Source organism: Aminobacter sp. UC22_36 (assembly GCF_044056035.1).
Lineage (GTDB): Bacteria > Pseudomonadota > Alphaproteobacteria > Rhizobiales > Rhizobiaceae > Aminobacter.
On record NZ_CP171996.1, the window covers coordinates 1,727,150 to 1,738,904 of the forward strand.

The 11,755-nt window shown below is 63.8% G+C and carries 10 protein-coding genes and 1 pseudogene; 3 read left to right on the forward strand and 8 right to left on the reverse strand.

Annotated elements, in window-relative coordinates:
• Positions 1–26: 26 nt before the first annotated feature.
• Entirely contained in the window at positions 27–1,625 is a 1,599-nt protein-coding gene (locus ACHMW7_RS11605) for an ABC transporter substrate-binding protein (protein WP_395450387.1), read from the reverse strand.
• Positions 1,626–1,708: 83 nt separating this feature from the next.
• Positions 1,709–2,863: an NAD(P)/FAD-dependent oxidoreductase gene (locus ACHMW7_RS11610; protein WP_395450388.1), complete on the reverse strand. Its 1,155-nt coding sequence runs from the start codon at positions 2,861–2,863 to the stop codon at positions 1,709–1,711.
• Between the two features lie 110 nt (positions 2,864–2,973).
• On the opposite strand from ACHMW7_RS11610, the gene ACHMW7_RS11615 reads away from it, so the two are divergent.
• Positions 2,974–3,597 carry a helix-turn-helix domain-containing protein gene (locus ACHMW7_RS11615; RefSeq protein WP_395450389.1) on the forward strand — a complete coding sequence of 208 codons (624 nt, stop codon included), beginning with the start codon at positions 2,974–2,976 and terminating at the stop codon, positions 3,595–3,597.
• Here the strand turns inward: ACHMW7_RS11615 and ACHMW7_RS11620 are convergent.
• From ACHMW7_RS11620 to phnC, 6 genes are all read right to left on the reverse strand, one after another.
• Complete coding sequence (locus ACHMW7_RS11620; protein WP_395450390.1) at positions 3,594–4,730, reverse strand: alpha-D-ribose 1-methylphosphonate 5-triphosphate diphosphatase; 1,137 nt, start codon at positions 4,728–4,730, stop codon at positions 3,594–3,596. The genes ACHMW7_RS11615 and ACHMW7_RS11620 overlap by 4 nt on opposite strands.
• Before the next feature lies 1 nt (position 4,731).
• Complete coding sequence (locus tag ACHMW7_RS11625; protein WP_395450391.1) at positions 4,732–5,439, reverse strand: DUF1045 domain-containing protein; 708 nt, start codon at positions 5,437–5,439, stop codon at positions 4,732–4,734.
• 99 nt (positions 5,440–5,538) lie between these two features.
• Positions 5,539–6,930 carry a phosphonate ABC transporter, permease protein PhnE gene (phnE, locus tag ACHMW7_RS11630; protein ID WP_395450392.1) on the reverse strand — a complete coding sequence of 464 codons (1,392 nt, stop codon included), beginning with the start codon at positions 6,928–6,930 and terminating at the stop codon, positions 5,539–5,541.
• A 4-nt stretch (positions 6,931–6,934) separates the two neighbouring features.
• Positions 6,935–7,888: a phosphonate ABC transporter, permease protein PhnE gene (phnE, locus tag ACHMW7_RS11635; protein WP_395450393.1), complete on the reverse strand. Its 954-nt coding sequence runs from the start codon at positions 7,886–7,888 to the stop codon at positions 6,935–6,937.
• Between the two features lie 76 nt (positions 7,889–7,964).
• Positions 7,965–8,876, reverse strand: a complete 912-nt coding sequence (gene phnD / locus ACHMW7_RS11640) for a phosphonate ABC transporter substrate-binding protein (RefSeq protein ID WP_395450394.1) — start codon at positions 8,874–8,876, stop codon at positions 7,965–7,967.
• A gap of 91 nt (positions 8,877–8,967) precedes the next feature.
• Positions 8,968–9,810 (reverse strand): phosphonate ABC transporter ATP-binding protein, encoded by an 843-nt coding sequence (gene phnC, locus ACHMW7_RS11645; protein WP_395450395.1) that lies wholly within the window; start codon positions 9,808–9,810, stop codon positions 8,968–8,970.
• 298 nt (positions 9,811–10,108) lie between these two features.
• Here phnC and ACHMW7_RS11650 point away from each other — a divergent pair, with 298 nt between their 5' ends.
• Positions 10,109–10,453, forward strand: a complete 345-nt coding sequence (locus ACHMW7_RS11650) for a GFA family protein (protein ID WP_395450396.1) — start codon at positions 10,109–10,111, stop codon at positions 10,451–10,453.
• A 171-nt stretch (positions 10,454–10,624) separates the two neighbouring features.
• Positions 10,625–11,648: pseudogene (locus ACHMW7_RS11655) on the forward strand (Tim44 domain-containing protein).
• Positions 11,649–11,755 lie beyond the last annotated feature (107 nt).

Consider the following 11,755-nt stretch of genomic DNA (forward strand, 5'->3'; position numbering starts at 1 on the left):
GACGGTCTGCCCTTCTTCGTCGTGGCCTATTCGGCGATGTCGACGGCGGCAAAATTCTGCCGGCCGAACGGGTCCATCACATAGTTGAGCACGCTCTTGCGCACCGGGATCGAGACCACCGAGTGGGCGATCGGCGCCTCCGGCACCTCGGCTTTCAGGATCGCCTGAGCCTGGCGGTAGATCTCGGCGCGCTTCTCCGGATCGGCGGTGACGCGACCTGCCTCGAGCAGCTTGTCGAATGCCTCGTTGCACCAGCGCGACCGGTTCGAACCGCCCTTCACGCCGTCGCAGGCAAAGGAGAAGGAGAGCATGTTGTCGGGATCGCCATTGTCGCTCGAGCCGCCGAGCAGATAGGCGTCGTGTTCGCCCTTGCCGGTGCGGGTCAGATACTCGCCCCATTCGAAGGTGACGACCTCAGACTTGACGCCGACAGCGGCCCAGTCGGCCTGGATCATCTCGGCCATGCGGCGGGCGTTGGGGTTGTAGGGGCGCGACACCGGCATCGCCCACAGCTTGATGTTGGTGCCGGCATCCAGGCCCGCTTCCTGAAGCAGCTTCTTGGCACCTTCGGGGTCGTAGTCGATGGCAGCGTCGGTGACTGCGCCCAGCTGCATTGGTGGCACGACGCTACCGGCAAGGCTGCCGGCGCCCTGATAGACCGCCTCGACGATCGCCTGGCGGTTGATCGCCTTGGCAAGTGCTATGCGCACGCGCACGTCGCCCAGCGGCTTGTGCTCGGTGTTGAAGCCGACGGAGCCGATGTTCTGGCCCGGCTGGCTGAGGATGTCGACGTCCGGGTTGTCCTTGAGCTCGGCAAGGGCGGCAGCCGGGGGCGGGGCGGCGACCTGGCATTCGTTGGCCTTGACGCGGGTGACGCGAACCACCGGCTCAGGCGTGATGGCGAAGATCAGCGTGTCGATCTTGGGCGCGCCGTTCCAGTAGTCCTTGTTGGCGGCGTAGCGAATCTGCGCGTCCTGCTGGTAGGCCTGGAGCACGAAGGGTCCGGTGCCGACAGGCCGCTGGTCGATGACCTCAGGCGTTCCGGCAGCGACCATCTTTTCGGTCTGCTCGAGCGACAGGATCGAGAGATAGTCGAGTGCTATGCCAGGCAGGAAGGTGACGTTCGCCGTCGGCAGGGTGAAGCGCACGGTGTAGTCGTCGACCTTCTCGATGTTTGTGATCATCGAGCCCATGCCGAGCGCGTTGAAATACTCGTACGAGGCGTTGGCCAGCTTGTAGTACGGGTTGGTGGCGTCGCGCTGGCGATTGAAGGTGTAGAGCACGTCGTCGGCGTTGAACTCGCGCGACGGCGTGAACGTCTCGTTGGAGTGGAACTTGACGCCCTTGCGGAGATGGAAGGTGTAGACCTTGCCGTCTTCGGAAACGTCCCACTTCTCGGCGAGAGCGGGCCCGACTTCGGTGGTACCAGGCTTGAACTCGACGAGGCGGTTGAAGATCGTCTTGGCGGCCGCATCCATGGTGGAGTCGGCGACTGTCAGCATCGGATTGAAGGTCTCGGGGCTGGCCTCCGAGCAGTAGACAAGCGTCTTGGCGTAGGCTTGGCCGCCGAACAGCATGGTCGAGGCGACAAGCGCCGTACGCAGAATCGCGCCTGAAGATGTCATTGTTATCGCTCCCTTTTTTGATTGCTGCTGCCGCGCGGCGGTTCTCCTCCCCTCCGCACGCCAACATTCGTTTGGACTGAGGTCTAAGTGCTCACGGCGTGCTCGGCGTCCGGCTGCACGAAACGATCCGGCGCGAGCGCGCCGTAAGTCACGCCGAGTTCGACGAGATCATCTGGCAGCGGCTCACCGCGCATCAGCGCCGAGCCGAGGCGTGCCAGCGTCAGCGATACCTGGAAGCCGTAGCCGCCCTGGCCGCCGAGCCAGAAGAAACCGGGCAGGCGCGGGTCGAAGCCGACGACCGGCGTGCGGTCGGGCGCAAAGGTGCGCAGCCCGGCCCATGGCGTCGACGGCCTGCCGACATCAAGGCCGGTGACTTCTTCGATGTTGTAGGCGGCGGTGGCGACGTCGATGTCTTCCGGATAGGCGTCGCAAGGCTCGGTGTCCGCCTCGTCGGCAAGCGAGCCTATCAGGCGACTTGCATCCGGCTTGAAATAGAAGCGCTCGTGCAGGTCAACGACGAGCGGCCAGCTGCGGACGTCGATGCCGGCGGGCGGATCGAACAGGAAGGCGGTGCGCCGCTTGGGGGCGAAGCCGAGGCCGGACAGGCCGGCGCGACCGGCGATGACGTCGACCCAGGCGCCAGCGGCGTTGACGACGATGTCGCCCTCATGGATGCCGGTCGAGGTGACGACACGGAAGCCTTGCGGCGTGCGCTTGATTTCAAGCACGTCGGCGCCGGTGACGATGCTGCCGCCGGCGGCCTTCAGCGCCGACGCCTGGGCCTGGACCATCTTGCCGGTGTCGATGTCGACGGCGCCGGGTTCGTAGACCGCACCGCAGGTTCGCTCGGCAGCGATGGCTGGAACCATGGCCGCGACCTCGCCCGGCGACAGGCGCCGCACGCTCGGCACCAGGGCCTGGTATTCCGCCGCCAGCTTGTCGATGGCGTCGTCGTCGTCGGGTCCGCCAAAATGCAAGGCGCCGCGCTTATGCTCGACGAAGCCGCCGTCGATGATCGCCTGCCGGCTCGCCACCGAAAGCGCGCGCACCAGGGCATTGCCATAGGTCTCGGTGAACAGGGCGGCGGAGCGTCCGCTGGCATGATAGCCAAGCTGGGATTCGCGCTCGATGACCGTGACCTGCGCCCATTGCTGGACGGCGGCTGCGATCGAAAGGCCGGCAATGCCGCCACCAATGACGATTACTTTTTGGGCGTGGGACTTGGAATGCATGGCCATTCGTAAAATCATTTTCTGATGCAGTCAATAATTAGCGTATAGGAAAAATATGGGTGAATCTTGCCGAGTGAAGTTGGAATAGCTAACACAGGCGGGTGATGGAGATGACCATGTCGGAACAGCCGAATCTTGGCGACTGCCTGCGCAACCTGAGACGGCAGCATGGCTGGACGCTTCAGGACGTCAGCCATCTCACTGGCGTGGCGGTGTCGACGCTGTCGAAGGTCGAGAACGACCAGATGTCGTTGACCTACGACAAGCTGCTGCAGATCTGTGGCGGGCTCGGCATCCATGTCACCGAACTGCTCAGCGGCGACTCCAAGCAGCCTTCGGCGCGCACCCGCCGCTCGGTGACGTCAAAGACGACGACGCTGCGCCAGCTGACACGCAACTACGACTATTTCTATCTCGCCACCGATCTGGTGCGGAAGCGCATGGTGCCGATCCTGGCCAATGCCCGCGCCCGCACGCTCGAGCAATTCGGCCCGCTGACCAGCCACGCCGGCGAGGAATTCCTGATCGTGCTGAAAGGCGAGATCGAGGTCCACACCGAGCAATATGCGCCAGTGCGGCTCAAGGAAGGCGAAAGCGTCTATATCGACTCGACCATGGGCCACGCCTACCTCTCGGTGGGCGAGGGCGATGCCGAGATGCTGTGTGTCTGTTCCGGCGATGAGCCCGACATGGAGCAGACGCTGATCGGCCTCAACGACGAAGAGAAGATCGAGGGTTAGGCGACCCGGCGGCCTTCGCGCCAGACGGTGCGCACGACCGGCACATGCTCGTCGACCCGCACCCGCACCAGGTCGCCACGACGGCCGGCCTCGATGACGCCGCGGTCGGTGAGACCGACGGCGTCGGCAGGGTTCTTCGACACCATCGCCATCGCCTGCGGCAGCGAGATGCCGTCGACGACTTCGCCGAGGAAGAAGGCCGACTGGATCAGGCTGAAGGGGATGTAGTCGGACGACAGGATGTCGAGCAGGCCGTGCTCGGCAAGCGCGCGCGCCGAGACGTTGCCGGAATGAGAGGCGCCGCGCATGACGTTGGGCGCGCCCATCAAGACGCCGAGGCCGGCACCCTTGGAGGCGTTGGCGGCCTCAAGCGTGGTCGGGAATTCGGCGACGCGGATGCCCTGGGCGATCGCTTCGTCGACATGGGCTGATGTGGCGTCGTCATGGCTTGCCAGAACGATGCCGCGGGCGTGGCACGCAGCCGAAATGACATCGCGATTCGGCCTGGAGTTGCGGGCGGAGTCGTCCATGCGCTTGTTGCAGAAAGCCTGGAACTCGACGTCGTTCAGCTTCAGCTTGCGCTGGTAGTAATAGGCATAGGTCTCAAGGTCGACGAACTGGCGCTGGCCCGGCGCGTGATCCATCAGCGACGCCAGCTTGACCCGGTCGTCGCCGTCGAAGACGGCAAAGCTGTCCTGGCAGTCGCTGGCCGAGACTTCGCAGCGCAGATGGATGAAGTGATCGGCGCGGACGCGATCGGCGCGCACGCTGTCTTCGATCGCATTGGCGAGCAGGCGCATGTCGGCGGAGGTCATATCGGCGTCTTCGTCGATGCCGACACGCAGCGCGTCGAAGACGGTGGTGATGCCGGCGGACGCTACTTGGGCATCGTGTGCGAGCACGGCGGCGATCGGGTTCCAGCGCACGCGCGGGCGCGGCGCATAGTGGCCTTCGAGATGGTCGGTGTGGAGCTCGACCAGGCCCGGGATGACGAAGTCGCCGCCCATGTCCTCGCCGATGGCGCTGCGGCCGGTCGAAATCTCTGCGATCTTGCCGTCGCGCACGACGATCGAACCGTCGATCACCTCGTCGGCAAGGACGATACGGGCATTCTTCAAGACAAGGTCGGTCATCTCAGGCGGTCTTTCTTTCGGCTTGCTTGCCCAGCACATGATGGCTTCGGACTTCGAATGGCGCGCCGGCGGCCGGCTCGACAAAGAGCGCAAGCCCGTCGATGGGCACCGGCTTGTCGAGCACATCGCCCAGGCATTCTTCGATTGCGGCGCGGACGCGCGATGTTTCCTCGGCCGCGATGCGGCCAGTCAGTGTCATGTGGAAGCGGAAGGTGTCGAATACGTAGGGATAGCCCCACTGGCTGAGGTTGCGGCATTCGCGCGGCGACAGCGCATCGGGATTGCGGCGGGCGATCTCGGCGTCGCTCAACGGTGCGCGGAACGGTTCGAACACCGTCACGACGTCGCCGGCGAAACGGTCGAGTTCAGGCAAAGGCGCTGTGGGAACGAGCGCGAAGAAGCCGTCGATCTGGGCGAGCGTCAGGCGCGGTATGTCGAACGGCACTGCATCGGAAGCATAGGTCTCGACCGCGTCGATCAGGGCAGGCTCGGTCTTGCCGTCGGCAAGGCGGAATGGCGCCTTGAGCGTGGCATGGAATCCATAGCGCCTGGCCGCCGCCGTATGGAACGCCACCTCGGCAGCCGACAGGTCGCCGAACGCTTTGGCCGGGGTGACAGCGCCGCCAAATGCATCGCGCCCGAGCCAGCCGGCCGCGATGCGGCACAGCGGGTCGTCATGCTCGGGCGTGAAATAGATGGCGTAGCGCATGGAAGGTTCCTTGGAAGGCCGTGCGATAGATGATTTGCGTGACAGTTTGACGAAGTAGTGGCCGACTTCTCATGATTTGCAATGGCCGGCCACAGATGTTCAGTCGCTGGCCTTCTTGCCGATCAGTCGCTGGCGCAATGCGGTTGAAATATTGTCGAAGATGAACACCACGATCAGGATCAGCAGCACCATATAGGCGACGTTTTCCCAGTCGGAATTGGTGCGCATCGCTTCCCACAGCTTCAGGCCGATGCCGCCGGCCCCGACCGCGCCGATGATGGTCGCCGAGCGCGTGTTCGATTCCCAGAAATAGAGCGACTGGCTGATCAGCACCGGCAGGACCTGCGGCACCACGCCGTAACGCTGGACTGAAACAGGCGAAGCGCCGACCGAGCGCATGCCTTCGCGCTGCTTGTCATCGATGTTTTCCAGCGCCTCGGAGTAGAGCTTGCCGAAGGTGCCGGTGTCGGTGAAGAAGATCGCCGAGATGCCGGCGATCGGCCCGGGACCGAAGGCGCGGGTGAAAAACAGTGCCCAGATCAGCATGTCGACCGAGCGCAGGAAGTCGAAGAAGCGCTTGGCGACCTGGTTGACCAGGCGGTTCTGGGTGATGTTGCGGGCTGCCAGAAATGCCAGCGGGAAGGCGAGCAGGCTGGCGAACAACGTGCCGACAAAGGCCATGACGATGGTCTGCAGCAGCTTGATCCAGACGTCGCCATGCTGCCATTCGGAGTTGTTGACGATGTTGTCCCAGGCAAGTGCTGCGTTCGACATCTTCGGATCGATGCGTTCGCCTGACAAGAGCAGCGACAGGACCTCGCCGGTCGACTTGCCCCAATAGGGCGAGTGGCCATCGAAGAAGAAGTTTTCCCAGCCGAGGAAGCGGTGGCGGATGTTGACGTCGTCGGCATCGATCTGGGCGCTGCCGGCAAAACCGAAATCGACAGTGATCTTTTCGCCTGGCTTTTTCTGGGTCGCCCAGGACGGCAGTTCGCCGCTAACGGTGATGCTCTTTTCCGGCATGACTGAAATATCGAGCGTCTCTCCGCCGTTTGTCACGACGACGCTGGTCGGGGTGACCTCGATGCGGTCGCTGCCGTCGATCTCGACGGTCACGCGGCTGGCCGACGCCTTGTTGGCCGAAGCGGCGGAGGCGGTTGCCGACGGCTGTTCGAAGCTCAGCCATTGCGGGTGCCGGTCGGCGCGGTAAGCCGAGAACCGGGGGTAGCTGATGTCGAGGCGGTCGCCCTTGAAATCGATCTGCGGACGCACCTCGTAGGAAACCCAGTCGGCGAGATAGGTGCCGGCGATACCCCAGTTGCCGCCGGCAAGCACGGCACCGACTGCGAAAAACCACCAGGCGAAGGCGAGATAGGCGACAAGGCCGATACCGACGGCCCAGCCGGTCAAGGTCTTGCGCCAGGAACCGGCAAAGACGTCGGGATGGCGCTCGGCGATCGCCTGCATGTCGGTGAGGGAAAGCGTGGTCATGATCTTAGTCCCCACGGCCGAAGGCAAAGGCCTGTTCGCCGACCAGTCTCTTGCGCAGCCAGGCAGAGAACTGGTCGACCGCGACGATGGTGCAAAACAGGAGGATGATGATGGCGATGGTCTTGGCCTCGTGGTTGCGGCTGATCGACAGGCGCAGCGCCTCGCCGATGCCACCACCGCCGACAGCGCCGATGATGGTCGAGGCGCGGACATTGATCTCGAGGCGCAGCAGGCCGTAGCTCAGGAAATTGGGCATCACCTGCGGCACGATGCCGAACCAGACACGCTCGGGCCAGTTGCCGCCGACGGCGCGCAGGCCTTCGTCGGCCTTCATGTCGGCGTTCTCGACGACCTCGAAGAACATCTTTCCGAGCGCGCCGATGGTGTGCAGCGACACCGCGATGATCGCCGGTATCGCGCCCATCGACAGGATGGCGAGGAAGAAGCCGGCGATGACGATCTCGGGGAAGGCGCGCAGGATTTCGAGGAAACGACGGACGAAAAAGCGCAGCCAGCGCTGGGTGACGAGGTTGGATGCGGCGAGGAAGCAGAGCAGGAAGCCGAAGGCGAAACCGATCAGCGTCGAGACGAGCGCGATGTTGATCGTCTCCAGCATCTTGTAGACGTATTCGGGCAAATAGAACGAGCCGAACAGATACATCCGACCTTCGGGATAATCGAACTTCAGGCTGCCGTCGGCATAGGGCGAGGGCAGGTCGAACATGGCGCGCCAGACCTCGAAGCCGTCGCGCGGGATCAGCTGGTCGACGAAGTCGAAGAAATGCGGCAGCCGGTCGAAGAACTTGCCGGCATTGCTGTCATTGGCAAACCAGAGCGATCCGGACAGCGCGATGAAGAGGAAGAACAGGCTAGCCGCCGTATAGAGGCGGCGGCGGCTGGCGAGCTCACGCCAGTGCTGCTCGACCGCGAGGCCGGCTTCCGAGAGGGGCATTGTCATTGGGGTTCCGTCCGATCCCGGATAAAAAGGGACGCGCCGCGATTGCTGCGCGGCGCGTCCGAGGTGCCTTCGGGGCTTAGCTGCCGATCTGCGCCTTACGGGCGTCGATCACAGGCTGGTAGAACTCAGGGGTGACTTCGGTGAAGCCTTTGAAATCGCCGCCCTGGATGGCCGAGAAGCAGGCCGGATCGGTCTGCGGCAGCTTCATCATGTAGTCCTTGAACTTGGTCTTGATGTCGGCGTCGAGCGAGGTGCGAACGACGATCGGGCCGTTCGGGATCAGCGGCGACTTCCAGACTTCGACCAGGTCGTCCATGTCGAGGATGCCCTTGTCGACCATCTTCTTGAGGTTGCCCGAGGTGTAGCCGTCCTTGAACTCGCCGACGCCCGAACCGAAGGTCGTGCCGGCGTCGAAGGTGCCCTTGAGCACTTCGAGGACGAGGTTCTCATGACCGCCGCCGAAGCCGGTCTCGGCAAAGTAGTCCTTGACGGCGACACCGCCGAGATCCTTCGGCAGCGAGGTGACCGGGATCAGGTAGCCCGAGGTCGAGTCCGGATCGGCGAAGCCGAGCTTCTTGCCCTTGAGGTCTTCGAGCTTGGTGACGCCCGAGTCCTTCTTGGCGACCATGATCGAGTAGTAGCCGGTGGCGCCGTCGGTCTGGACGGTGGTCAGGATCGGCTCGACCGCGTCCTTGCTCTGCAGGTAGATCTTGGCGTAGCCCGAAGCGCCGAGCTCGGCGTAGTCGAGCGTGCCGCCGAGCAGGCCCTGGATGGTGCCGTCATAGTCGGCGGCCGGGAACAGCGACACCTTCTCGACGCCGATGGCCTTGGGCAGCTGGTCGACGAGGCACTGGAAGTTGCGCAGGCGGTCGGCTTCGTTTTCGCCGCCGATCAGGCCGATGCGGAATTCCTTGAGGTCGGCGGCATTGGCCGAACCGATCGCCAGCACGGCGAGCGAAGCGGCACCCAGGAGTGCTTTCTTGAACATCACAGTTCTCCAGTTTGGCCCGGCGGCATGCCGGGTCATTGCAGTTGATGATTGCCGGCCCTTGACGCGGGCGAGACGAACGCGAGCAGGCTCAGACCGGGGCGTAGGCCGGTTCGAGCGGTGCGGCGGATAGGGGCACCCTGACCTTGACCTGGCGGATGCTGGTCGAGGTGATGGCTTCGGAAATTTCAGAGCCGTCGGCGTCGGCACCGTAGACGAGGCGGACGGCCTCGATGGTGAGGTCTTCGGGCGCGCCGTCGAACACCACCGCGCCGCCCTGCATGCCGATAATGCGGTTGCAGTAGGTGCGGGCGGTGTCGAGCGTGTGCAGATTGGTGATGACAGTGATGCCGTCGCGCAGGTTGATGTCGCGCAGAGCGTCCATCACCACCTTGGCGTTGAGCGGGTCGAGCGAAGCGATCGGCTCGTCGGCGAGGATCAGCTTCGGCTCCTGCATCAGGGCACGCGCAATGGCGACACGCTGCTGCTGGCCGCCCGACAGGGTTCCGGCCGGCTGGAGTGCCGTGCGGGCGATGTCGAGGCGTTCGAGCGCGGCGATCGCCCGGATGCGCTCTTCACGCGAGAAGATCGAAAGCAGGTTGAGCGTGGTCGAACGGTGGTTGAGACGACCGAGCAGCACGTTGGTCAGCACGTCGAGGCGCGGCACCAGGTTGAATTGCTGGAAGATCATGGCGCAGTCGCGCTGCCAGCGCCGCAGTGCCGGACCGCGCAGCGACGACACTTCGGTGCCGTCGAAGACGATCGAGCCCTGGCTCGGGTCGATCAGGCGGTTGATTGTCTTGAGCAGCGTCGACTTGCCGGCACCGGAGCGGCCGATGATGCCGACCATCTGGCCCTGCTGGATCTGAAGATTGACGCCATTGACGGCGACGTTCTTGCCAAAGCGGCGCGTCACGTTGCGGATTTCGAGCATCTTGGCTTCCCTGTCCCGGCGGGCTTTTTCGCCCTTGTCTGCGACCGGCCTAGACCCGGGACGTGAAGCTGCAATGTCGGGACCATGTCAGTTTTGTTACGATGCACAGGCCGGACGGCGAAAAACGCGGCTTATGTCGCTAAAAATCACTGTTTTGGGATTTCCAACGCACATTGGGCGTGGTGCCGAGCCGCGGTTGCGGCCGTTTCCGGAGGCAGCCGTTTCCGGATGCGATTGTCAGGCCAAGGGACGGGCGCTAAGCCTTGCGCGCAAAACAAACACGAGGAGGAGAGGGCTCATGGCCAAGGGAAGCTGCCACTGCGGAAACGTCTCGTTCGAGGTCGAGGGCGAGCCAGCCAGTGCCATCGAATGCAACTGCTCGCATTGCAGCCGCAAGGGCTACCTGTTGTGGTTCGTGCCGCGCGACAAGCTGACGGTCACCACGCCGCCGGAGCGTCTGGCGACCTACAAGTTCAACAAGCACGTCATCGACCACATGTTCTGCCCGAACTGCGGCTGCGCGCCGTTCGGCATGGGTGTCAGCCCGAGCGGCGAGAAGACCGCGGCGATCAATGTACGCTGCATCGAAGAGATCGATCTGACGACGCTCAAGCGCATCCCATTCGACGGCCGCAGCCGCTGAACCTCCCAGCAGAGCCACAAATGATGGCCTAAGCTGCGACTAAAACCGTTATAAATCAATGTTTTGGCGGATTTCGGCAAGAATCTGCCAAAACTTGACGCTCAAACCCTGACACTACAGTTGTTAGTCATTATATGAGGGTCGACATTACCGCTCTACGAGGAACTGCCGATGACGATGTCCAGAACGACCCGCTTTGCCACACTGTTCGCAGGGTTGTTCCTTGCATTCTCCATGGTCGCCGTCGACCAGGCCGATGCGCGTCGCGGCGGCAGCTTCGGCAGCAGGGGAGCGCGCACCTTCCAGTCGGCACCGCCGACCCGCACCGCGCCGCAGCCAGCCGCGCCGGTCGAACGCTCGATGACACCGAACACCGGCCAGGCGACCAACCCGGCCACCAATGCGGCGCGTCCCGGTGCTGCCGCGCAGCAGCGTCCCGGCTTCATGGGCGGCTTCGGCGGCGCGATGATCGGCGGCCTGTTGATGGGCGGCCTGCTCGGCATGATGATGGGCCAGGGCTTTGGCGGTCTCGCCGGCATGTTCGGCATGCTGATGCAATTGCTGCTGATCGGCGGCGCCATCTGGCTCGCCTTGCGCTTCTTCCGCTCGCGACAGGTGCAAAATTCCGGCCCGGCGATGGCCGGTGCCGGTGCCGGTGGCGGCAATTTCAACTACCGCAATGCTGCACCTGAACAACCCGGCAAGGCCAATGGCGGCAGCCGCTCGTTCAGCATCCCGAGTATCGGCGGCAGCCGCACTGAAGCAGCACCTAAGCAGCCGGTGAGCAAGGACATCACAGTATCTGGCGAAGATCTCGACACCTTCCAGCGCATGCTGAGCGAGGTACAGGAAGCCTTCGGCCGCGAAGACCACAAGGCGCTGCGCCGTCTGGTGACGCCGGAAATGGTGTCGTATCTCTCCGAGGAATTGGCCGACAACGCCCAGAATGGCGTGCGCAATGACGTGACCGACGTCCAGCTTTTGCAGGCCGACATTGCCGAAAGCTGGAGCGAAGGCGACCGCGACTACGCCACGGCGGCGATGAATTATTCGTCGATCGACGTGACCCGCAACCGCACGACCGGCGAAGTGGTGGACGGCGACGAAAAAAGAGCCGACCGAGACGACTGAGCTGTGGACCTTCGTGCGCCAGAACGGCGGCGACTGGCAGCTCTCGGCGATCCAGCAAGCCTGAGCCCTAACAAGCTGATTGCCACGCCCGCGGTTTTCCCCTGCAAAAGGGGCGGCCGCGGGCGTTTCTGTTTCGGACCATCGACGCAAGGGTCGAGCTGCAATTCCGAT

Excerpts from the sequence above, each read along its gene's own strand:
- phnC (WP_395450395.1), bottom strand. The coding sequence starts at position 9,810 with ATGCTCGAAATCCGCAACGTGACGCGCCGCTTTGGCAAGAACGTCGCC.
- phnE (WP_395450393.1), bottom strand. The coding sequence starts at position 7,888 with ATGACAATGCCCCTCTCGGAAGCCGGCCTCGCGGTCGAGCAGCACTGG.
- ACHMW7_RS11625 (WP_395450391.1), bottom strand. The coding sequence starts at position 5,439 with ATGCGCTACGCCATCTATTTCACGCCCGAGCATGACGACCCGCTGTGC.
- phnE (WP_395450392.1), bottom strand. The coding sequence starts at position 6,930 with ATGACCACGCTTTCCCTCACCGACATGCAGGCGATCGCCGAGCGCCAT.
- ACHMW7_RS11615 (WP_395450389.1), top strand. The coding sequence starts at position 2,974 with ATGTCGGAACAGCCGAATCTTGGCGACTGCCTGCGCAACCTGAGACGG.
- phnD (WP_395450394.1), bottom strand. The coding sequence starts at position 8,876 with ATGTTCAAGAAAGCACTCCTGGGTGCCGCTTCGCTCGCCGTGCTGGCG.
- ACHMW7_RS11605 (WP_395450387.1), bottom strand. The coding sequence starts at position 1,625 with ATGACATCTTCAGGCGCGATTCTGCGTACGGCGCTTGTCGCCTCGACC.
- ACHMW7_RS11610 (WP_395450388.1), bottom strand. The coding sequence starts at position 2,863 with ATGGCCATGCATTCCAAGTCCCACGCCCAAAAAGTAATCGTCATTGGT.
- ACHMW7_RS11620 (WP_395450390.1), bottom strand. The coding sequence starts at position 4,730 with ATGACCGACCTTGTCTTGAAGAATGCCCGTATCGTCCTTGCCGACGAG.
- ACHMW7_RS11650 (WP_395450396.1), top strand. The coding sequence starts at position 10,109 with ATGGCCAAGGGAAGCTGCCACTGCGGAAACGTCTCGTTCGAGGTCGAG.